This is a genomic window from Pseudomonas parasichuanensis, assembly GCF_021601385.1.
Classification (GTDB): Bacteria; Pseudomonadota; Gammaproteobacteria; order Pseudomonadales; family Pseudomonadaceae; genus Aquipseudomonas; species Aquipseudomonas parasichuanensis.
Genome location: NZ_BQHO01000026.1, coordinates 67,859 through 89,784, shown reverse-complemented (window position 1 = coordinate 89,784; position 21,926 = coordinate 67,859). Strand labels below are relative to the sequence as shown.

General features: G+C 66.6%; 20 protein-coding genes and 1 pseudogene. 15 read left to right on the top strand and 6 right to left on the bottom strand.

The annotated features are described in order from the left end of the window. Nucleotides 1–36: 36 nt before the first annotated feature. Both L6D77_RS19635 and L6D77_RS19630 read left to right on the top strand, forming a co-directional pair. The gene (locus L6D77_RS19635) at nt 37–723 is read left to right on the top strand and encodes an SDR family oxidoreductase (RefSeq protein WP_232884608.1); all 687 of its coding nucleotides are present in this window, start codon (nt 37–39) and stop codon (nt 721–723) included. An 88-nt stretch (nt 724–811) separates the two neighbouring features. Next, nucleotides 812–1,762, top strand: coding sequence for an adenosine deaminase (locus L6D77_RS19630; RefSeq protein WP_232884609.1), 951 nt, complete (start codon nt 812–814; stop codon nt 1,760–1,762). Here L6D77_RS19630 and L6D77_RS19625 read toward each other — a convergent pair. Further along, on the bottom strand, nt 1,759–2,469 hold the full coding sequence (locus tag L6D77_RS19625) for an ArsR/SmtB family transcription factor (protein WP_232884610.1): 711 nt from the start codon (nt 2,467–2,469) through the stop codon (nt 1,759–1,761). The two genes, L6D77_RS19630 and L6D77_RS19625, sit on opposite strands and share 4 nt — an antisense overlap. A gap of 512 nt (nt 2,470–2,981) precedes the next feature. Between L6D77_RS19625 and L6D77_RS19620 the strand changes: the two genes are divergently transcribed. Continuing rightward, complete coding sequence (locus tag L6D77_RS19620) at nt 2,982–3,179, top strand: hypothetical protein (protein WP_232884611.1); 198 nt, start codon at nt 2,982–2,984, stop codon at nt 3,177–3,179. On the opposite strand, the gene L6D77_RS19615 is transcribed toward L6D77_RS19620, so the two are convergent. Together L6D77_RS19615 and L6D77_RS19610 are read right to left on the bottom strand one after the other, a co-directional pair. After that, complete coding sequence (locus L6D77_RS19615; RefSeq protein ID WP_232884612.1) at nt 3,130–4,311, bottom strand: multidrug effflux MFS transporter; 1,182 nt, start codon at nt 4,309–4,311, stop codon at nt 3,130–3,132. The genes L6D77_RS19620 and L6D77_RS19615 overlap by 50 nt on opposite strands. Before the next feature lie 108 nt (nt 4,312–4,419). Further along, nucleotides 4,420–4,617 (bottom strand): heavy-metal-associated domain-containing protein, encoded by a 198-nt coding sequence (locus tag L6D77_RS19610; protein WP_232884613.1) that lies wholly within the window; start codon nt 4,615–4,617, stop codon nt 4,420–4,422. A 145-nt stretch (nt 4,618–4,762) separates the two neighbouring features. Here L6D77_RS19610 and L6D77_RS19605 point away from each other — a divergent pair, with 145 nt between their 5' ends. From L6D77_RS19605 to L6D77_RS27555, 5 genes and pseudogenes are all read left to right on the top strand, one after another. Beyond that, entirely contained in the window at nt 4,763–5,149 is a 387-nt protein-coding gene (locus L6D77_RS19605) for a hypothetical protein (RefSeq protein ID WP_232884614.1), read from the top strand. A gap of 54 nt (nt 5,150–5,203) precedes the next feature. Further along, nucleotides 5,204–7,603 carry a heavy metal translocating P-type ATPase gene (locus L6D77_RS19600; RefSeq protein ID WP_232884615.1) on the top strand — a complete coding sequence of 800 codons (2,400 nt, stop codon included), beginning with the start codon at nt 5,204–5,206 and terminating at the stop codon, nt 7,601–7,603. Further along, a complete protein-coding gene (gene cueR, locus L6D77_RS19595) occupies nt 7,600–8,004 on the top strand; it encodes a Cu(I)-responsive transcriptional regulator (RefSeq protein WP_232884616.1) in 405 nt (134 codons plus the stop codon). Before L6D77_RS19600 ends, cueR begins: the two co-directional genes overlap by 4 nt. 309 nt (nt 8,005–8,313) lie before the next feature. Then, a pseudogene (locus L6D77_RS27560) lies at nt 8,314–9,402 on the top strand (HAMP domain-containing protein); the annotation flags it as partial. Between the two features lie 90 nt (nt 9,403–9,492). Beyond that, nucleotides 9,493–10,323, top strand: a complete 831-nt coding sequence (locus tag L6D77_RS27555) for a methyl-accepting chemotaxis protein (RefSeq protein ID WP_373870604.1) — start codon at nt 9,493–9,495, stop codon at nt 10,321–10,323. A 136-nt stretch (nt 10,324–10,459) separates the two neighbouring features. On the opposite strand, the gene L6D77_RS19585 is transcribed toward L6D77_RS27555, so the two are convergent. Then, nucleotides 10,460–11,248, bottom strand: coding sequence for an AraC family transcriptional regulator (locus L6D77_RS19585; RefSeq protein WP_232884617.1), 789 nt, complete (start codon nt 11,246–11,248; stop codon nt 10,460–10,462). 50 nt (nt 11,249–11,298) lie between these two features. Then, nucleotides 11,299–12,576 carry an acetyl-CoA C-acetyltransferase gene (locus L6D77_RS19580; protein WP_232884618.1) on the bottom strand — a complete coding sequence of 426 codons (1,278 nt, stop codon included), beginning with the start codon at nt 12,574–12,576 and terminating at the stop codon, nt 11,299–11,301. Between the two features lie 113 nt (nt 12,577–12,689). On the opposite strand from L6D77_RS19580, the gene L6D77_RS19575 reads away from it, so the two are divergent. The 7 genes from L6D77_RS19575 to L6D77_RS19545 all read left to right on the top strand — a co-directional run bounded on the left by L6D77_RS19575 (nt 12,690) and on the right by L6D77_RS19545 (nt 19,319). Further along, complete coding sequence (locus tag L6D77_RS19575; protein WP_232884619.1) at nt 12,690–14,042, top strand: 3-oxoacyl-ACP reductase; 1,353 nt, start codon at nt 12,690–12,692, stop codon at nt 14,040–14,042. A 1-nt stretch (nt 14,043) separates the two neighbouring features. Beyond that, nucleotides 14,044–14,895, top strand: coding sequence for a MaoC family dehydratase (locus L6D77_RS19570; RefSeq protein WP_232884620.1), 852 nt, complete (start codon nt 14,044–14,046; stop codon nt 14,893–14,895). Between the two features lie 83 nt (nt 14,896–14,978). After that, complete coding sequence (locus L6D77_RS19565; protein WP_110992909.1) at nt 14,979–15,284, top strand: MazG-like family protein; 306 nt, start codon at nt 14,979–14,981, stop codon at nt 15,282–15,284. Continuing rightward, complete coding sequence (locus L6D77_RS19560; RefSeq protein ID WP_125465668.1) at nt 15,281–16,030, top strand: methyltransferase domain-containing protein; 750 nt, start codon at nt 15,281–15,283, stop codon at nt 16,028–16,030. The genes L6D77_RS19565 and L6D77_RS19560 overlap by 4 nt, the downstream gene beginning before the upstream one ends. A 21-nt stretch (nt 16,031–16,051) precedes the next feature. After that, nucleotides 16,052–16,687, top strand: a complete 636-nt coding sequence (locus L6D77_RS19555; protein WP_232884621.1) for a DUF4136 domain-containing protein — start codon at nt 16,052–16,054, stop codon at nt 16,685–16,687. Nucleotides 16,688–16,707: 20 nt separating this feature from the next. Then, nucleotides 16,708–17,268, top strand: a complete 561-nt coding sequence (locus L6D77_RS19550) for a DUF4136 domain-containing protein (protein WP_232884622.1) — start codon at nt 16,708–16,710, stop codon at nt 17,266–17,268. A 134-nt stretch (nt 17,269–17,402) separates the two neighbouring features. Then, the gene (locus L6D77_RS19545) at nt 17,403–19,319 is read left to right on the top strand and encodes a pilus assembly protein TadG-related protein (RefSeq protein ID WP_232884623.1); all 1,917 of its coding nucleotides are present in this window, start codon (nt 17,403–17,405) and stop codon (nt 19,317–19,319) included. Here the strand turns inward: L6D77_RS19545 and L6D77_RS19540 are convergent. Further along, nucleotides 19,304–21,895 (bottom strand): PAS domain-containing sensor histidine kinase, encoded by a 2,592-nt coding sequence (locus tag L6D77_RS19540; RefSeq protein ID WP_236170113.1) that lies wholly within the window; start codon nt 21,893–21,895, stop codon nt 19,304–19,306. The two genes, L6D77_RS19545 and L6D77_RS19540, sit on opposite strands and share 16 nt — an antisense overlap. Between the last annotated feature and the right edge of the window lie 31 nt (nt 21,896–21,926).

Genomic DNA, 21,926 nt, shown 5'->3' with positions numbered 1-21,926 from the left:
GCAGCCACTCGTTTCGCCCTATCAAGGAGCATCGCAATGACCGCGAACAAGACCGCCCTGATCATTGGCGCCTCCCGAGGCCTCGGCCTCGGCCTGGTGCAACGCCTGCGCGAAGATGGCTGGAACATCGTCGCCACCGTGCGTGATCCACAGCAGCCCGGCGCACTCGGCGAGGTGCCGGGCGTGCGTATCGAGCGCCTGGAGATGAACGACACCACCCAGCTCGATGGCCTCAAACAGCGCCTGCACGGCGAGGTTTTCGACCTGGTGTTCGTCAACGCCGGCGTAATGGGCCCCCTGCCACAGGATCTGGAGAGCGTCCAGGTGCAGCAGGTCGGCGACCTGTTCATGACCAACGCCGTGGCGCCGATCCGCGTTGCCCGACGCCTGGTCGGCCAGGTGCGTGAAGGCAGCGGCGTGCTGGCCTTCATGAGCTCGATCCTGGGCAGCGTGACCATCCCCGACGGCGGCGAGATCTGCCTGTACAAGGCCAGCAAGGCCGCGCTCAACTCGATGATCAACAGCTTCGTGGTCGAGCAGCAGCGTCCCGACCTGTGCGTGCTGGCCATGCACCCAGGCTGGGTGAAGACCGACATGGGCGGCGAGAACGCCGAGATCGACGTGCTCACCAGCACCCGTGGCATGCTCGACCAGATCAAGGCCCAAAGCGGCAAGGGCGGCCTGCGCTTCATCAACTACAAGGGCGAAGCACTTATCTGGTAAGCCCCGGGCGATGCAGGCCCGGATGGGCGCAATGCCCGGCCGGGCCCTGTAGAATAGCGGCCAACCGTACCTGATCGAGATTGCACACATGTATGACTGGCTGAACGCCCTTCCCAAGGCGGAACTGCACATGCACCTGGAGGGCTCGCTGGAGCCCGAACTGCTGTTCGCCCTGGCTGAACGCAACAAAATCACCCTGCCCTGGGCCGATGTGGAAACCCTGCGCAGCGCCTACGCCTTCAACAACCTGCAGGAATTCCTCGACCTCTATTACCAGGGCGCCGACGTACTGCGCACCGAGCAGGACTTCTATGACCTGACCTGGGCCTACCTGCAACGCTGCAAGGCGCAGAACGTTATCCACACCGAACCGTTCTTCGACCCGCAGACCCACACCGACCGCGGCATCCCCTTCGAAGTGGTGCTGCGCGGCATCGACCAGGCGCTCAAGGATGGCCGCGAACAGCTGGGTATCGGCAGTGGCCTGATCCTCAGTTTCCTGCGCCACCTGAGCGAAGACGAAGCGCAAAAGACCCTCGACATGGCCCTGCCCTTCCGCGATGCCTTCATCGCCGTCGGCCTGGACAGTTCGGAGAAAGGCCACCCACCGAGCAAGTTCCAGCGGGTGTTCGACCGCGCTCGCAGCGAAGGCTTCGTGGCCGTGGCCCATGCCGGCGAGGAAGGCCCGCCCGAGTACATCTGGGAAGCCCTCGACCTGCTCAAGATCAAGCGCATCGACCATGGCGTGCGCGCCATCGAAGACGAGCGCCTGATGCAGCGGATCATCGACGAGCAAATCCCGCTGACCGTCTGCCCGCTGTCCAACACCAAGCTGTGCGTGTTCGACCACATGAGCCAGCACAACATCCTCGACATGCTCGAGCGCGGTGTGAAAGTCACGGTCAACTCCGATGATCCGGCCTATTTCGGTGGCTACGTCACCGAAAACTTCCACGCCCTGCACCAGCACCTGGGCATGACCGAGGACCAGGCTCGCCGCCTGGCGCAGAACAGCCTGGACGCCCGCCTGGTACGCTAACCCACCTGCCGGGCAGGCAGGCTGGCAATGCCGTTGATCTGCTGAAGGCCCAGCGGGGTGATATGCACCGCCCGGCTGCCTTCCTGCTCACGCACCCAGCCCGACTGCACGAACAGCTTGAGCAGGGCCTGCCCCAGGCTGCCGCCAAGATGCGGGCCCTGATCACTCCATTCGCTGCAATGGCAGATCACGCAATCACGTGGCTGCCCCGGCGCCAATGCATCGATGTAGAGCCCCATCGCCTCCAACCGCAGCCGCCCCTCCTGGCTCACGAACATGTGCTGCTCGCTGCCCTCCAGCCAGCCGGCGGCAAGCAGGCGCTGGTACAACTCGGCGACCACTTCGCCGCCCAGGTGATCGCGGCACAGGCGCGCCTTGCGCATGGGCAAAGGTATCTGCAACGACATGCCGGCCTGCCCCCCCGCACGGCTCTCGAACTGCACGCTGGCCAACGCCTCCACCGCTGCAACCACTTGCGGGGTGGCAAGACGGTAGAAGCGTTTGCGCCCGCGAATCTCCAGCCGCAGCAAGCCCGCGGCGGCCAGCAGGGTCAGGTGTGAACAGGCAGAAGAGGCGCTCAGCCGGGTCATGCTCGCCAACTCGTCCGCCGCACGCGGAGTACCATCGATCAACGCCCATAACATGGCGCTGCGCTTGGGGTCTGCCATCAGGCCGGCGGCCTGGCTGATGCTGTGGACTGCGTTCATGAACCTGAAGCTCCCTGTAAGTTCTCGTCTGAACAGCCAGAGCGAACCCGCCACGTCTCATCCCAGAGGCCCTGGCGAGGGTGTCGATGAGTGATCGGCGAATGCTGCGATACCCCCGGCGCATCCCTGATGCGCTGACGCGCCCTACTGGCAGGGAAGTATCTCTGGCTGGCAATGGCTGCCGGGAGCAGTATAAGCCGCATGAAAACAGGCGCCTTGCCAGTGACCGAGCGCAGGCGTGAGGGGGGGCACCTGGCTGGCATGTCCGTCGTCGGACACCCGGCAAGGCCTTCGCCCCGCGAAACAGCGCCCAAAGCCTGCAACGGCCATCCGCACCGGTCGCACCGAGCGACATTACCGACAGCGCCCTACATCAGTTTCAGGTATCAAACCAGAAAGCTTCCCGCCTTTTGCCCGCCATGACCGTCAGTCCGAGTACTGATGTCGGTCATGGCGAGCGCCTAGTGCGGCGCTAAACTTCATCGGCGCTCGCTCACTGGAGGTGAATCGCCATGAAGATTGTCGTCTGTACGTCGAACCGAAACCCCAATTGCCCGTGGCAGGTCCAGCTCGATCAGCACGTCGTGAGCTTTCGCAGCGAAAGCGAAGCGCGTGCCTTCGTCGCGCTGCTGGAAACGCGGCTCAATGCCCCCCACCCGCTCACGCCGAGCGCCTGGCCTGCAAGCGCCGGGTCAGCACTGCGACACTGACCACCAGCGCGCCGCACAGGCTGATCACCAATGCCATGGGCACCGCGCTGCCGTCGTGCAGCAAACCGACCAACGCTGCCGCCCCGGCGGCGACGCTGAACTGCAGGCAACCCATCAACGCCGAAGCACTCCCGGCCCGCGCGCCTTGCCCGCTCATGGCGCAGGCCGAGGCGTTGGGGATGATGCATCCCAGGCTGGCAATACACACGAACAGCGGCACCAGCAGTGGCCACAAGGCATTCGGGCGCAGTGCCGCCACCGCCAGCAGGACCAAGGCAGCCGCCAGGTACAACCAGACCGCACGGGCCAGCAGGAAGGCCGGGCCACGCTTGGCCAACAAACGGGCGTTGACCTGGGCCATCAGGATGAACCCTGCGGCGTTGCTGCCGAACAGCCAGCCATAGTGCTCCGGCGGTACGCCGTACAGTTTGATGAAAACGAACGGCGAACCGGCGATATAGGCGAACATCCCGGCAATCGCGATGCCACCAGTCAGCGCATGGCCAACGAACGCCCGGTCAGCCAGTAACCGCAGGTATTGGCGCAAGGCGCCGGACAGCGGCTGGCGCGGCACATGCGCCGGCAGGCTTTCCGGCAAGCCCAGGCCAACGGCCAGCAGGCATACGCCGCTGAACAGGCTCAAGGCAAGGAAGATTGACTGCCAGCCGGCCACGTTCACCAGCACGCCACCGAGCAGTGGCGCCAGGATCGGCGCGAGCCCCATCACCAGCATCAACTGCGAGAACACCTTGGCCGATGCCACCGCATCGCACTTGTCACTGACGATCGCCCGCGACAGCACCATGCCGGCGCAGCCACCCAGCGCCTGGACGAAACGCGCCACGATCAGGCTGTCGAGCGTGGGCGCGTAGGCACAGGCCAGCGACGCCAGGGTGAACAGGCCGACCCCGAACAACAGGGGTATGCGTCGGCCAAAGCGGTCGGCCACCGGGCCGTAGGCCAACTGGCCCAGCGAAAGGCCGAGGAAATAGGCGGCCAGGGTGGCCTGCACGTGCTTTTCGTCGGTGGCGAAAGCATGTGCCATGGCCGGGAAGGCTGGCAGATAGAAGTCGATCGCCAAAGGCCCGAACGCACTAAGGGCGCCGAGGATCAGCAAGGTTCGCAGGTTCATGAAGAATCCATAGCAGGCTAAGCAAGTGCGTTAGTCTAACCGCTGTGGATGATCCTTCGCTGAAAACCTTTGTAATAATTGGGGGCGCCGGGCGCCCCCTCGCAGCCGTCAGGCCACCTCAGCCTGGTAGCCTTCTTCACGAATCGCCGCGACGATTCGCTCGGCAGCCAGTGCACTCTCCACCCGCACCTGCCGCGCCGCCAGGTCCACCTCCACCCGCGCCTCTGGGTCATGCTCCTGCACCGCCCGGGTTACGCCCTTCACACAATGGCCGCAGGTCATGCCTTGTACATTGAACACTTGCATCGAGGTTGCCTCCTTCAGGGTTTTTCGCAGTCTCAGCCTTGCCCTCGGGGCAAGGTCAAGTTCCGGCTGCAACGGCCGGGCTGGAAATCTACGCGCGGCTCGGCCAAGCTGCGCCTTTGACGTTTTTGCCAGCAGGAGATTCTTCATGATCAGGACCGCACTGACACTCGCCGGATTGCTGGGCGCGCTGGCCACGGTGCCACCGGCCAGCGCCGAGGGCAATTCAGACTACAGCGTGCTGATCATTTCCCGGGAGCGCCTGGAAGTGGCCACCAATTGCGAGATCGGCATCTACCTCAACGATCAGTTGTCCGGCCGGGTGTTCCAGGAGCAGTCGACCTCCTTCAACCTGCCCGCCGGCCCGGTCGATGTGCGCCTGCGCCTGCTGCCCGGGCAGAGCCCCGGTTGCGCCCCCGGTATCGAGGACCAACGCAGCACGCGCCTGACATTACAGGCGGGCCAGATCAACAAATACCGCATTGCCATGGGGCACAGTGGCCTGGTGCTCAAGCGAGCCAGCCTGGGCTATTGACCTTGCCAGCATGGCAAGGTTGATGCTGCTGGCTTGTCCACGGAGGAAAGAGCCATGCCCGCATCCACCACCTTCGACCTGCCGATCGCCGGCATGACCTGCGCCAGTTGCGCAGGTCGGGTCGAGCGCGCCCTGCGCAAGGTCACCGGCGCAGCACAGGTCAGTGTCAACCTCGCCACCGAACAGGCCCGGGTCCAGGCCCCGGCCGACAGCCTGCCGGCGCTGGTCAACGCCGTGCGCGAGGCCGGCTACAGCGTACCCACCCGCACCCTCGAACTGCAGATCGGCGGCATGACCTGCGCCAGTTGCGCCGGCCGTGTCGAGCGTGCCCTCGGCAAAGTGCCGGGGGTCGAGCAGATCAGCGTCAACCTGGCCAGCGAACGTGCCCACCTCGAAGTGCTGCAGGCCGTCGATGACACCGCGCTGATCGCGGCGGTCGAAAAAGCCGGCTACAGCGCCACCCTGCCACGCACCGCAGACGATGACCTGGCCCAGGCACAACGCCGCCTGCGCAACGAACGCCTGGCCGTCGGTGCCGCCCTGCTGCTGGCGCTGCCACTGGTGCTGCCGATGCTGGTACAGCCGTTCGGCCTGCACTGGATGCTGCCGGCCTGGGCGCAGTTCCTGCTGGCCACACCGGTGCAGTTCATCCTCGGCGCGCGCTTCTACGTCGCCGCCTGGAAGGCCGTGCGCGCCGGGGCCGGCAACATGGACCTGCTGGTCGCCCTGGGCACCAGCGCCGGCTACGGCCTGAGCCTGTACCAATGGGCCAATGCCCATGCCGGCATGGAGCCGCACCTGTATTTCGAAGCCTCGGCGGTGGTGATTGCCCTGGTACTGCTCGGCAAGTACCTGGAAAGCCGCGCCAAACGCCAGACCGCCAGCGCCATCCGCGCCCTCGAAGCACTGCGCCCGGAGCGGGCGGTGCGGGTGGTCGATGGCCATGAAGAAGACGTGGCGATCAGCCAGTTGCGCCTCGGCGACCTGGTGCTGGTCAAACCCGGCGAGCGCTTCCCGGTCGACGGCGAAGTGCTCGAAGGCAGTAGCCATGCCGACGAAGCACTGATCAGTGGCGAAAGCCTGCCTGTGCCAAAACAGCCCGGCGACGCGGTCACCGGCGGCGCCATCAACGGCGAGGGCCGGCTGCTGGTACAGACCCGCGCACTGGGTACCGAAACCGTGCTGGCGCGCATCATTCGCCTGGTCGAGGATGCCCAGGCGGCCAAGGCACCGATCCAGAAACTGGTCGACCGGGTCAGCCAGGTGTTCGTCCCCGCCGTGCTGGTGCTGGCGCTGCTCACCCTGGTGGGCTGGTGGCTGGCCGGCGCACCGCTGGAAACCGCGCTGATCAACGCTGTTGCCGTGCTGGTGATCGCCTGCCCCTGCGCCCTCGGCCTGGCCACGCCCGCCGCGATCATGGCCGGCACCGGTGTCGCCGCCCGCCACGGCATCCTGATCAAGGACGCCGAAGCGCTGGAGCGCGCCCATGCGGTCAACCGCGTGGTCTTCGACAAGACCGGCACTCTCACCTCCGGCAGCCCGCGCATTGTCCACAGCCAGGCAGCCAGTGGCGACAAGGGCGAGTTGCTGCGCCTGGCCGGGGCCTTGCAACGCGGCAGTGAACACCCCCTGGCCAAAGCGGTACTCGACGCCTGCGCCGAGCAAGGCCTGGATGTTCCGCAGGTGAATGACAGCCAGTCCCTCACCGGCCGTGGCATCGCCGGCCTGGTGAACGGTCGCGACCTGGCGCTGGGCAACCGCCGCCTGCTCGACGAAAGCCAGCTGCTGCCCGGTGGGCTGGCGGCCAATGCCCAGGCCTGGGAGGCCGAGGGCCGCACCCTGTCCTGGTTGATCGAACGGGGCAGCCAACCCCGCGTGCTGGGCCTGTTCGCCTTCGGCGACAGCCTCAAGCCCGGCGCAGCCCCGGCCATCGACGCCCTGCACGCCCGCGGCATCAGCAGCCACCTGCTGACCGGCGACAACCGTGGCAGCGCCAAGGTCGTCGCCGACGCCCTGGGCATCGACGATGTGCACGCCGAAGTGTTGCCGGCCGACAAGGCCGCCACCGTTGCCAAACTCAAGCAGGATGGCGTGGTGGCCATGGTCGGCGACGGCATCAACGACGCCCCTGCGCTGGCCGCCGCCGACATTGGCATCGCCATGGGCGGCGGTACCGACGTGGCCATGCAGGCCGCCGGCATCACCCTGATGCGCGGCGACCCACGCCTGGTGCCGGCCGCGCTGGAGATCAGCCGCAAGACCTACGCCAAGATCCGCCAGAACCTGTTCTGGGCCTTCATCTACAACCTGGTCGGCATCCCCCTGGCCGCCTTCGGCTACCTCAACCCGGTGCTGGCCGGCGCCGCCATGGCCCTGTCCAGCGTCAGCGTGGTGAGCAACGCCCTGTGGCTGAAAACCTGGAAACCCACCGGCACCGACCAGGAGGCGTCATGAACATCGGCCAGGCCGCCCGCCACAGCGGGCTCAGCGCCAAGATGATCCGCTACTACGAGTCCATCGGCCTGCTGCGCCCGGCCACGCGCAGCGACAGCGGCTACCGCCTGTACGGCCCGGAAGACCTGCACAGCCTGGCGTTCATCAAGCGCTCGCGTGACCTGGGCTTCTCGCTGGATGAAGTGGCAAAACTGTTGACCCTGTGGCAGGACCGCCAGCGGGCCAGCGCCGACGTGAAGGCGCTGGCCACCCAGCACATCGAGGCGCTCAACCGGCGTATCGAAGAGCTGGTGAGCCTGCGCGATACCCTCGGTGAGCTGGTCGCCCACTGCCAGGGCGACGACCGCCCGGATTGCCCGATCCTCAAGGACCTGGCCAATGGCGGTGGGTGCTGTCACTGATTTCAATGCAGCCGTCTGTAGGAGCGGCCTTGCCGGGGCGCCGGACCGGCCGGAAAGGGCTGCGTAGCAGCCCCGGCGATTCTGGCGTTATCGAAGATCAGGGGCCACGCTGTGGCCCTTTCGCGGCACAAGGCCGCTCCTACAGCGTGCGGCGCAAGCTGGTATGCCATATTAGCCAACCCCGACCGATTCCCCCTCAAACACCCGTTTCATCCAATAAATACGGGATTTTTCCTTCAAGAAACCCAGATGCTGCCGATGCCCTGAGTACCTGCCTCGTGTATCGAAAAAAATAATCTGGGAGCGTGGATGAACATCAAGCAAAAACTGACCTGGGCGTTCGCCGTCATTGCCGGCCTGCCCATCGTCATCGTCGCCACCCTGGTGGTGGTCAACCTGCGCGGTGAAGCCCGCGACGATTTCCTCGACAACAGCAGCCGGGAAATCCGCCAGGTCGGCAACGCCATGAACCTGTTCTTCCAGGGCATCACCCAGAACGTCGACTACCTCGCCGCGCAGCCGTTGGTGGCCGCCAGCGCCGACAACGTGAAAAAGCACATCAGCGCCGATGCCGCCAACATTGCCCCCGGCGAGCAGGACAAGGTCCTGTTCGACCTGTTCAGCCGCCTGGCCCAGAGCCACCCGGACTACGCCTATGTGTCCTATGGGCTGAAGGACGGTGGCTATGCGTTCTGGCCGGGCGATCCGAAAATGGCCAACTACGACCCGCGCACCCGCCCCTGGTACCAGGCCGCCATGGCCAACCCCGGCAAAACCCTGCGTACCGCGCCTTACTATTGGGCCGGTGACGACGCCGTGCTGGTCAGCACCGTGCGCGCCGTGGCCAACCAACTGGGCAACCCGGGCGGCGTGGTCAACATCGACGTATCGCTCAAGGGCCTGACCGAGATCGTCAAGCAGATCAAGCTGGGGGAAAGCGGTTACCTGATCCTGATGGAAAACAACGGCAACGTGATGGTCGACCCCCGCGACGCCAGCCACAACTTCAAGCAGCTTTCCAGCTTTGGCGATGGCTACGCCGACCTGGCCAAGGCCGGTAAAGGTCTGGTCGAGGTCGAGATCAACGGCGAGCGCTTCATGGCCAACGTCTATCCCGACGAGCGACTGGGCTGGACCTTCATCGGCCTGATCCACGAGAGCGAAGTAATGCAGACCACCACCCGCCTGACCTGGCTGATCGGCGCCGTGGCGCTGATCCTCGCCGCCGTGTTCGCGGTGGTCGGCGCGGCCTTCGCCAAGCTCATCGTGCGCCCGATCAACAGCGTCACCCATGGCCTGGAAGACATCGCCCAGGGCGAAGGCGACCTGACCCGCAACCTGGAAATTCGCGGCCGCGACGAAACCGCGCAGCTGGCCAGCTGGTTCAACCAGTTCCTGGGCGCCATCCGCAGCCTGATCCAGCACATCGGCACGGCGGCCAGCAAGATCCTCAGCACCTCCAGCAGTTCGACCCGGGTCTCCGCCGACATGACCGAAGCTGCCGGGCGCCAGCGCGAAGCGGTGGACATGGTCTCGACCGCCTTCCACGAAATGGTCGCCACGGCCAACGAAGTCGCGCGCTCGTGCAGCCAGGCCGCACAGTCCGCCGACAGCGGCCAGCAACAGGCCCGCGAAGGCCAGCAGCAGATCGACGCCGCGGTACAGAGCGTCGACCGCCTGAGCCAGGAGATCGAGCAGTCGGCGCAGTCGATCCAGCAGCTGGAGCGCGACAGCAATGCCATTCAGTCGATCCTCGGCACCATCCGCTCGATCGCCGAGCAGACCAACCTGTTGGCGCTCAACGCTGCCATCGAGGCCGCCCGCGCCGGAGAACAAGGCCGTGGTTTTGCCGTGGTCGCCGACGAAGTCCGCGCCCTGGCCAAGCGCACCGCCGACTCCACCGCCGAAATCGACGGCCTGCTGGGCAACCTGGCCAGCCGCACCGCCGAAGTGGCCGAACAGATGCACGCCAGCATCGAGGTGTCGCAGCAGTCGGTCAGCCGCATTGGCCTGGCCCGCGACAGCTTTGGCCAGATCCGCGAATCGGTGGACGTGATCCGCGACATGAACACCCAGATCGCCACCGCCGCCGAGGAGCAGCACCAGGTGGCCGAGGACATCAACCGGCACATCAGCCAGATCCATGGCGATGCGCAGCTGGTGGCCGAGCTGGCCCAGGCCGCCCGCCAGGACTCCGAAAGCCTGGCCGGGCTGTCCAACGAGCTGGATGCCCTGGTGCGGCGCTTCCGCACCTGCCCCCCCTCATCGCCGGCAAGCCAGCGCCCTGCGGAGCAACTGTCTTGCGCGGCTTTTCTCTAGGAGCGGCCTTGTGCCGCGAAAGGGCTGCACAGCAGCCCCGGCGATCTTGTGGGAAACCACAGATCCTGAGGCCGCTTGCGACCCTTTCGCGGCACGAGGCCGCTCCTACAGGGCCCATGCGAGCCCCGCGATTAACTCAAAGCCTCAACTCCCCCGGCGTCGCCCCAAACAACTGCTTGAACGCCGCAATAAAGGCCGACGTGGAGTCATAGCCACAGCCCAACGCCGCGTCCGTCACACTCTCCCCCGCCTCCAGCAGCGCCAGCGACGACAACAGGCGCATGCGCTGGCGCCAGTTACGAAAGCTCAACCCCGTCTCGCGCTGGAACAAACGCATCAAAGTCTTCTCCGACACCCCCAGCTGCACGGCCCACTGCTGCAACGTCTGCACCTGGTCGGGCGCGGCGATCAAGCCGTTGCACAGCGCCAGCAGGCCGGGGTGACGAGGTAACGGCAGGGAGAACGCCACTTGCGGCAAGTGCCGCAACTGATCGAGCAGCACCGCCACCAAGCGTGCCTCGGCGCTGTCCCCTTCGGGGTAGTCCACGGCAAAGGTACAGAACTGCTTGATCAGCTCCCGCGCCAGCGGCGTCACCTCCAGCACCCGGCACTCCTCCGGGGCCCAGGGGCAGGCATCGCGGCGCACGTAGAGGCTGCGCATCTCGGCCTGCATCGAAGTCACCACCTCATGCTCGGCCCCCGCCGGTATCCACACCCCCCACTGCGGCGGGGCGAAGTAGCTGCCATCGCGGGTGTAGACGCCCAACACGCCGCTGATGGCATAGGAGAACTGCACCCAGTCGTGCTGGTGGCGCGTGGTCCAGGAGCCGGCGCCGAGGCTTTCGGCACGGGCGTAGAGTGGCCTGGGCAGATGGTCCAGGGCGGGGATGGTGCGCGGGGCGGGGGTCTGTCCGACGGTCGGCATGGCGGGGCCTGTTGTTTCTGATCGGACAAGACTAACAGCCCCGCGCCGGCTTAGCGCTCGACGATGGCCGTCACCCCCTGCCCGCCCGCCGCGCAGATCGAGATCAGCCCGCGCCCTTTACCGCGCCCGGCCAACAGCTTGGCCATGTTGGCCAGGATGCGCCCACCGGTCGCCGCAAATGGATGCCCGGCCGCCAGCGAGCTGCCCTTCACATTGAGCTTGCTGCGGTCGATGGCCCCCAGCGGCGCATCCAGCCCCAGGCGCGTACGGCAGTACTCGGCATCTTCCCAGGCCTTGAGGGTGCACAACACCTGGGCGGCGAAGGCTTCATGGATCTCGTAGTAGTCGAAGTCCTGCAAGGTCAGGCCGTTGCGCGCCAGCAGCCGTGGCACCGCATACACCGGCGCCATCAGCAGGCCCTCCTGGCCGTGGACGAAATCGACGGCGGCGTTCTCGCCATCGACCAGGTACGCCAGCACGTCCAGGCCATGGGCCTGGGCCCAGTCATCACTGCCCAGCAGTACCAGCGAGGCGCCATCGGTCAACGGCGTGGAATTGCCAGGCGTCAGGCTGCCCTGGCCACTGCGGTCGAACACCGGCTCGAGCCTGCCCAGCTGTTCCAGGGTGAGGTCGGGGCGCAGGTTGTTGTCGCGGGTCAGGCCCAGGTAGGGCGTCAACAGGTCGTCGTGCCAGCCTTCAGCGTAGGCGGCGGCCAGGTGCTGGTGGCTGAGCAGCGCCAGCTCATCCTGCGCGGCCCGTTCGATGTGCCAGGTATGCGCCATGCGCTCGCAATGCTCGCCCATGGACAGCCCGGTGCGCGGCTCACCGTTGCGCGGCAACGCGGGTTTCAAGTGCCGTGGGCGCAACTTCAGGAAGGGCTTGAGGCGTTCGCCCAGGGTGCGGCCACGGTGGGCCTGCAGGAGGATCTGGCGCAGGCCCTCGTTGACCGCGATCGGCGCATCGGAGGTGGTGTCGACGCCGCCGGCGATGCCACTGTCGATCTGCCCCAGGGCAATCTTGTTGGCCACCAGCAGCGCGGCCTCCAGCCCCGTGCCGCAGGCCTGCTGGATATCGTAGGCCGGGGTGCACGGCGACAGGCGCGAGCCGAGCACGCATTCGCGGGTCAGGTTCATGTCGTGGGAATGCTTGAGCACCGCCCCCGCCGCCACCTCACCCAGGCACAGCCCGTGCAGGCGGTAACGCTCGATCAGGCCCTCCAGCGCCGCCGTCAGCATCGCCTGGTTGCTGGCCCGGGCGTAGGCGCCATTGGAGCGGGCAAAGGGAATCCGGTTACCACCCAGGATCGCGACCCGGCGAGTTGAACGCATGCCTGTACCTCCGATGCAAATTGATCCGTAAGCGTAGTTCTTTTCGCCCGGTCGAACGCCCCTGCCACAAACATGGTCCACACTTGCAGGCTTGCCTTCAGGGAGATCCGTACATGAGTGACCGCTATCTCGGCTTTGCCAACTCGAACCTCGGCCGGCGCCTGGTCGATGCCCTCGGCCTGCCACGCCCGGCCCCGCTGGAGCGCTGGCAGCCTGGCCGCCTGCGCCCGGTGGAAGGTGCCCTGGTGCTGGGCGGCGGGCCACTGGCCAGGCAGGTGGAAAGCATTGCCCCGCGCCTGACCGCCGAATGCTACAGCTTCAATGACGACACCCTGCAGTCGCCGGCCTGGGTCGCCGGCCTCGGGCCAAAACCCAAGGCGCTGGTGTTCGATGCCAGCGCCCTGGCCGATAGCGACCAGCTCAAGCAATTGCGCGAATTCTTCCAACCGCTGCTGCGCAGCCTGGCGCCTTGCGCCCACGTGGTGATCCTCGGCCGCCCCCCGCAGGCCACCGACGATCCACAGGCCAGCGTGGCCCAGCGCGCCCTCGAAGGGTTCAGCCGCTCGCTGGGCAAGGAGTTGCGCAACGGCGCCACCGCCAACCTGCTGTATGTGGGCACCGATGCCGAAGACCAGCTGGAGGGTGCACTGCGCTTCTTCCTTTCGCCTAAAAGTGCCTTCATCAGCGGCCAGGTCCTGCACCTGGGCGCCTGCAACGCCGAGGTCTCTGACTGGACCCGCCCACTGGCCGGGCGCCGCGCCCTGGTCACCGGCGCCGCCCGTGGCATTGGCGCGGCCATCGCCGAAACCCTGGCCCGCGATGGCGCCGAGGTGACCCTGCTCGACGTGCCCCAGGCGCAAAAGGACCTCGACGCCCTCGCCGAGCGCCTGGGTGGCCGCGCCCTGGCCCTGGACATCTGCGCCGCCGACGCCGCCACGCAATTGGTCGAAGCGCTGCCCGATGGCCTCGATATCCTCGTGCACAACGCCGGCATCACCCGCGACAAGACCCTCGCCAACATGACTCCGGAATACTGGGACGCGGTGCTGGCGGTCAACCTCAAGGCGCCGCAAGTGCTCACCCAGGCGCTGTTCGAGGCCGGCAAGCTGCACGACGGCGCACGCATCACCCTGCTCGCCTCGGTCAGCGGCATCGCCGGCAACCGCGGCCAGGCCAACTACGCGGCGAGCAAGGCCGGGCTGATCGGTGTTGCCCAGGCCTGGGCACCGACACTGGCCAAACACGGCGCCAGCATCAACGCAGTGGCACCCGGTTTCATCGAGACCCACATGACCGCCGCCATGCCCATGGGCCTGCGCGAGGCCGGTCGCCGCCTGAGCTCGCTGGGCCAGGGTGGGCTGCCGCAGGATGTCGCCGAAGCCATCGCCTGGCTCAGCCAGCCGGGTTCGGGGGCGGTCAACGGCCAGGTCCTGCGCGTTTGCGGGCAGGCACTGATAGGAGCCTGACATGACCCTGACCTGGCACGAACTGCACAACCCCGACGCGCGGGCCAACCTGTACCTGCGCGCCCTGCGCAAACGCACGATCAGCGCCACGCAGCTCCCCGAGCAAGGCTTGCGCTGCTTCCTGCGGGTCGACCCCAACCACCTGGCGGCCTACCGCCGGCTCTGTCACTTCCCCGACGATGGCCGCCTGCCGGGCACCTACCCGCACGTCTTGGCCTTCACCCTGCAGTTGCAACTGCTGACCGCCAACGCCTTCCCCTTCCCGCTGCTGGGCATGGTGCACCTGCACAACAGCATCGAAGTGCTGCGCCCGCTCGGCGGCATCGACGGGCTGCGGTTCGCGGTGCATGCCCAGAACCTGCAGGCGCACGACAAAGGCGGCACGTTCGACCTGATCACCGAGGCCGAGGATGGCCTGGGCCTGCTCTGGCGCGAGACCAGCCGCATGCTGGTACGCGGCCTGAAACTCGACGGCACCGCGCAACCCGCCAGCGAACCCGAACCCGCCGAGTTGCCCGAGGCCACCCGCTGGTACGCCGACAGCGATATCGGCCGGCGCTACGCCCGGGTGTGCGGCGACTACAACCCGATCCACCTGAGCGCGGCCAGCGCACGCCTGTTCGGTTTCCCCAAGGCCATTGCCCACGGTATGTGGAGCAAGGCCATGGCGCTGGCGGCGCTGCAGGGCCATCTACCGAAGGCCGGCTATGGCTTCGAGGTGGATTTCCACAAGCCGGTGCGGCTGCCGTCGGAAGTGATGCTGAGCGCCAGTGCGGTGGCACCAACGGGTGAACTGAGGCTGGATGGGCATGGCGGGTTGCTGCACATGCTCGGGCGTTGGCGCTCGCTGTGAATCACGGGGCTGCGCTGCAGCCCCACTGCCACTTGCTTTGCACGGCGCCTCGCCGGAAGCTATGCGCCACGAGGAGAGCCCCGATGAACCTGCAAGAACTGACCGAACGCCTGCACCGGATCCGCGACACCAACGACTGGCGCGGCTTCCACAGCCCGAAGAACCTGGCCATGGCCGCCAGCGTGGAAATGGCCGAGTTGGTGGAAATCTTCCAATGGCTGAGCGAAGACCAATCACGCCAGCTGCCCCCCGAACAGCTCGCCCATGCCGGCCAGGAAGTCGGCGACATCGTCCTTTACCTGTTGCTGCTGTGCAGCGAGCTGGGCCTGGACATGAACGAAGTGGTACGGGCCAAGCTGGCTGACAGCGAGAGGCGCTTCGGCAAATGAACGACCGTCATTTCGATGAACTGGCCACCCGCTTCGCCGAGAAGATCTACGGTGGCGCCAAGGGCGCGATCCGCCTGGCGGTGCTCCAGGCCGACCTGGCCGACGCCCTGCCCGACCGCCCGCTGCGCATCCTCGACATCGGCGCCGGCCTCGGTCACATGGCCCTGTGGCTGGCCCAGCGCGGCCACCAACTGACCCTGGCCGAGCCCGCCGAGCCAATGCTCGAAGGTGCCCGCACCCGCTTCGCCGAAGCCGGCGTGCAGGCCACGTTCATCCAGGCGCCGTGGCAAGACCTGCTGGGCCAGCTGACCGAGCCCTACGATTTGGTGCTGTGCCACGCGGTGCTGGAATGGCTGGCCGAACCGGAAAGCATCCTGCCAGTCCTGCACCAGCTGACCGCCCCCGGCGGCTGGCTGTCGCTGGCGTTCTACAACCGCGACGCGCTGGTGTACCGCAACCTGCTCAAGGGGCACTTTCGCAAGTTGCGCAGCAACCGCCTGGCGGGTGAAAAGCAGAGCCTCACCCCGCAAAAACCACTTGATCCGCGCCAATTGCGGGCGCAACTTGAACCTCTGTGGCAGGTCGAAAGCGAAAGTGGCGTGCGCGTATTCCACGACTACATGCCCAAGGAGTTCCAGGACAAGGCCGAGCTGCTCGACCTGCTGGAAATGGAGCTGGCGCACCGCCGCCACCCGAGTTTCGCCGGGCTCGGCCGCTACCTGCACTGGATCTGCCGCCCGCACTGACCCCAACGGCCAGGAGGAACCATGCCGTACCGCTCGCTCTGCCTGGCCCTCTTGCCCTTCGCCCTGGCCGCCTGCCAAGGCAGCAACCCCTACGTGGCCAGTGGCAAGCCCATCCCACCGGCCCCACCCCAGGCCGCCAGCACCTTCGATGCCAGCGCCTACCCGACGCCACCGCGCGACTATGGCCGCTACCGCAGCTGGAGCTGGCGCAACAACCAGCAGCCCATGGGCCTGGCCAACGGCGAACCGGGCCAACTGGCCGACGCGGTGAGCAGCGCCCTCGATCAGCAAGGCCTGCGCCCGGCCCGGGGTGGCACGCCAGACTTGCTGGTCAGCGCCGACATCCGCCTGGAACGGCGCCTGCGCCAGGTGCGCGACTACGACAGCTACGACCCCTACTACGGGCCCTACCCGTATGGCAGCGTCGGCTACGGCGGCTACCGCAACGGCTACGGCGCCTATGGCAGCGTACCGATCGTGCGCACCTACCAGGTCGAGGTGATGGTGGTGCGCATCGACCTGTTCGACGCGCGCAACGGCCAGCCCGTGTGGAGCGCCAGCGCCGAAAGCGGCAGCGACAAGGACTCGCCGCGCGAGCGCGAGAGCGCCCTGCGCGAATCGGTGAGCAAGGCACTGAGCGGCTATCCTCCCAGTTAACGTTTTAACGGAGAACCATCATGTTGCGACGTCTCGTTGTACTGTCCTTCGCGCTGCTGCTCGGTGCCTGTGCGAGCAACAACGTCCAGCAGGATTTCGATGCCAGCCGCGATTTCGCCGCCTACCGCAGCTGGGCCTGGCAGGAGCCCGGCCTGCAGTACCGGCCGGATGACCCACGGATCAAGAGCGACCTCACCGAACAGCGCATCCGCCAGGCCGTCGCCGGCCAGCTCGACCAGCGTGGCCTGCGCCCGGTGCAGGGCAATGCCAAGGCTGATGTAAAAGTGCGCGCCTACCTGATCGTCGAGGACCGCCAGCAGCAGATCACCACCAACTACGGGGGTGCCTGGGGCGGCTATTGGGGGGGCTACTGGGGCGGCCCCATGTATAACGAGACCCGCAGCGTCGACTACAAGGTAGCGACCATCCAGGTCGACCTGTTCGATGGCCGCGACGGCAAGCTGGTCTGGCGCGGCAGCGCCGAGCAGATCATGAACAACTACCCGCCCAGCCCTCAGGAGCGCAACGCAGCGATCCAGAAAACCGTGACCCAGGTGCTGAGCAACTACCCACCCCATTGAGTTGGTGACGGCCCGATGGGCCTGCACGCCCCCTGTAGGAGCGGCCTGCCAATCAAGGCAACGTGCCACCACCTTGACTACACTCCCTGCACCGCCGCCGTGCTGCCAGGCCACTGGCCGGCAAAGGAGTGCCTGTGGTTGCCCATCCAGCAATACGCCAACGCGGCGCGATCGGCCTGATGGCCGCACTGACCCTCGGCCTGGCCCTGCTGTTCATGCTGCTCGCCGTCGACAGCGGGCGCCTGTACCTGGAGCAACGCAAGCTGCAGCGCATCGCCGACATGGCCGCGCTGGAAGCCGCCGAGCATGGTGGCGCCTGCACGGGCAACGGCATCCAGGCTTCGACCCTGGCCCGCAACGCCGCCACCCGCAACGGCCACTCCGTCAACAATCCATTGATCGCCAGCTGTGGCTACCTGATGACAAGCACCGGCAACCTGCGGGTATTCACCGCCGATAACAGCCGCCCCGAAGCGATCAAGGTCGAAGTCAGAAACCCGGTGACCACCAGTGCTGCCGGCGGCCTGTTCAGCCTGATCGATGGCAACTTCTCGCGTACCACCACGCTGCATGCCAGTGCCGTGGCAGCCAAGGCTGCGGCGCCCCAGGCGATGCTGCGGATTCGCAGTACCCTGGCAACCCTCGACTCGCGCCACTCCACCTTGCTCAATGCCCTGCTGACCAGCCTGGGCGGTAACGTCCAGCTCAACCTGGCCGGCTGGCAGGGCATCGCCGATACCCAGATCAACCTGCTCAAGTATGTCGAGCAACTGGCGATAGACCTGAATATCAAGGCTGGTGATTACGACAAGTTGCTCAACACCGATGCCACGCTCACCCAGTTACTGAACGCCGCCGTCCATGTCCTGCAACAGAGCAGTTCAACGCTCGGTGTCGCCACCAACCTTGGCAATGTTGCAGTCGGCACACCCAGCGGCAAACTTCATCTGGGTGACATTCTCGACATCCAGAACGGTACGGCGCAGGCCGGCCTGGACAGCAGCATTCAGTTGTTGCAACTGGTTCAGGGGGTGATCCAGCTGGCCGTGAGCAAGAACGCCGCCAATGTCGACCTGCCTATCAGCGTGCTGGGGCTGGTCAATGGCCGGGTCCAGATGAAGGTGATCCAGCCCGAACAGGTATCGGCAGTGGGCAACCCTGACACTGACGTGATCGAAGTGCATACGGCGCAGGTGAAGGCCCTAGTATCGCTAGACCTGCCGCTGCTCGATGGCGTGCTTGGGCTGGTCAATGCCGTGACCAACCTGGCCGCCCCGCTGACTTCAGTGCTCAACAGCCTGCTGCATCTGAACCTGGTGGATGTCGTCCAGTCATTGACCTGTGCACTGGGGCTCAGCCAGTGCAAGTATGTCGACGTGAAAGTCGTGCCGGACAAAGCATCACTGCACATCGGTATCGAGGTGGCCAAGGCCGAAAGTCGGGTGACCGACTACCGCTGCCAACCAGACAAGCGTCTTACTGCCACCACGCGCAGCGCGGCGGCCATCGTGACCATCGGCAAGTACAAGGACGCGAACAGCTTTTTCGTGAATGGAAGCACGGCGCTCACCCCATTGCCGCTCGTTGATATCGGCATCAAGACCTGCGGCCCTCTGGGCGCCGCGTGCACCCGTGTCGCATTCGCCGGAGGTGGCCTTGGGCTCAAGGCCAATGCCCCGATCATGCAAGCGACGACCACGCCATTGCTGTTCGAAGGGAGTTCTGCGCCGCCCGAGCTCAACCAAGTGCCGGCCTACCTGCGCATGAGCAACCAGGATGTGGTCGGCAGCCTGACCAGCACGATTGCGGGCGTTCAGATAGAAGCCTACAAACCTGACGTGAGCAATGTGTTCGGCGATCTGATGACCCTGGTCGCCGGCACGCTCACTACCGTGAAAAGTATCCTTGAGCCGCTGATCAAAAACCTGCTCAGCCCACTGATCGACCCCTTGCTCAACGTGCTGCTCAAGGCCTTGGGCATCGACCTGGCCAACGCCCAGGTCGGTGCAAACCTAAGTTGCAGCAGCGGGCACGCTCAGTTGCTGCTGTGAAGCGGCAACTCAACCCGGAAACATGCCCCCTCGTCGCTGTTGGCCACGGTCAGGCTGCCGCCCATGTGGCTGACGATGCCATGGCTGACCGACAGCCCAAGGCCGGTACCGACCCCGGCCGGCTTGGTGGTGAAGAAGGGTTCGAAGATCCGCTCGAGCAGGTGCGGGTCGATGCCGCCGCCGTTGTCTTCCACCAGCAGGCACAGGCGTGGGCCCTGCACGGTCTGGCGCACACGGATCCACGGCTGCGCGCGGCGCTGTTCGAGCAAGGCGTCACGGGCGTTGACCATCAGGTTGATCAACACCTGCTCCAGCTGGTCCTGATGGCCGAGCACCTGCGGTTGCTCGGCAGGCGCCTCGACGCACAGGTTCACGCCCTTGCCGCGCAACCCCTCCTCCAGCAAGGCGCGGGCACCCTCCACCGCGCCCCAGGCGCTGAAGCACTCACGCTCGGGCGCCGAACGCCGGCCATACACGCGCATGTGCTCCACCAGCCGCGCGGCGCGCTCGATCTGGGCCTCGATCCGGCGCAGTTTCTGTTCCATGTACGCAGGCTCGGCGCTGCCGTTCTCCAGGCGCTGCAGTGCGTTGGCAACCGACATGCGCATCACGTTGAGCGGCTGGTTGATTTCATGCACCAGCCCGGTCGCCAGCTCGCCCAGCGTGGCCATCTTCGCCCCCTGCAGCAATTGCTGCTGGCTGCGCCGTACCGCCGTGTTGTCACGGCCGACAGCCTGGATCTCCAGCAGGCGGCCCTGGGCATCGAACAGCCCGCGGTCGGCCCATACCCACCAGGCCTGTTCGCGGCCGGGCAGTTGCAGGCAGATTTCCGCGCTGCTCATCGGCTGCGCCGGGGTCAGCGCCTGCAAGCGCTGAAGGAAGTCCTCGCGCTGGCTGGCAGACAGCCACTGGCCCAGGTTGGCGCCCACCAGTTGCTCCGGGGTGCAGTGCAGGTAGTCGGCCAGAGGCCGGTTGCCGAACACCAGGCTCAGGTCCGGGCGGTAGCGGCAGATCATCGCCGGCGAGTCTTCCACCAGCACGCGGTAGCGCTCCTCACTCTGGCGCGTGCGTTCAGCGGCCTCGGTGGCTTCGCTGACATCCAGCCACAGCCCGACCACCTCCAGCGGCTGGCCGAGGTCGTCACGCAGCAAGCGCGCCTCATCGTGCATCCAGTGGTAGCCGCCAAGCTGGTCGCGCAGGCGGTAACGGCAGCGCACCTGGCCGTCGCGCAACAGGTCACGCGTGCGCGCCAGCCACAGCGGCCGGTCATCCGGGTGCACGGCCAGGCCCGGCTGGCGCGCCAGTTCACCGTCGGCCGGCCAGCCCAGCAACGGCGCCAGGCTGGCGCTGAAGAACTCGCTGTGCAGCGCGCCGTCGGCGTAGCGCTGCACGTAGATCACCGCAGGCGAACTGGCGATCAGGTTCTCCAGCCGTGCCCGTGCGGTGCCAGCCTGATGTTCCTGGGTCTTGAGCGCGCTGATGTCGAGCAAGAAACCGCGCAACTGCTGCCCCTGCAACTGGCCGACCCAGTGGTACCAGCGCTGCGCAGCGGTACCATCGACCTCGCCCAGGCGCAGGCTCAGGTTCAGCGCCTGCCCCTCACGCGCCTGCTGCAACGCCAGTTGCGCGGGCTCACGGTCGGCCGGGTGCAGGCGCGCCAACCATTGCCCTTCGCCCACCTGGCGCGGCAATGCCAGGGTCATCGCCAGCGCCGGATCGAGTTGCAACTGGCCGCCCAGCGGCCACTCCCACCAGCCCGCCCCCAGTTGCTGCTGGAGGTCGTCGAGGTGGCTGGCCTGGCGCTGCAACTGCTGGTGCCGATGACGCGCCAGCAACGGCTCGACCAAGGTCCGCGCCAACGCCAGCGCCATGTCGGCCGGGGGCGTCTGCGTGGCCCCTGCGCACAACAGCCAGGCCTGGGCATCCAGCCCTTGGCGGTAGGGCACCAGGAACAGCGAAAGCCCCCCGCAGCGCGCCAGCAGCTCGGGGTCATCGGTAACCTCGATCAACGTCTGCGCCGGCAACTGCCGCAGCCAAGGCTGCAGGCGGCCGTCGTCCGGCCAGGGCCACTGGTCCTCGTTGCTGGCATAGTGGCGCCAACCGCCCGATTCACGCAGCATCAGCCGCAGCGAGGCGGCCTGCCAGTGTTCGGCCAGCGCCTGCAGCTGCTCGCGGGTGGTCTGCAGCAGGCGCTCGGCGCCGCATTCACGCAATGCATGGCCAATCTCGACCAGCAATGGCCGCTGGCGGTCCCAGCGCTGCTCGCGCAGTAGATCGCCGATATCGAACAGCTGCAGCAGCCAGGCTTCACCGTGGCGCTGCAACCAGCCACGGGTATGCAGCGCCTGGCCCATGACCGTGTGGAAGTCCAGGTCCAGCGGCTGCCCCTGCCAGTCGCCGGGTTCGCCTTCGAGCACCAGCCAGCTGTGGCGCTGCAGGTAGTCGTGCACCCGTGCCGCGGAACGCCCGGGCAAGGCCAGCAAGGTCCGCAACGGGCCCGCCAGGCGCAGCACCCGTGCCTGGTCGTCAAGCCACAGTTGCAGGCCCACCGCTGGCACATTGGGTAGCTCGGGCACAGGGGGTGACGATAGCCGCCAACGGTCGAAC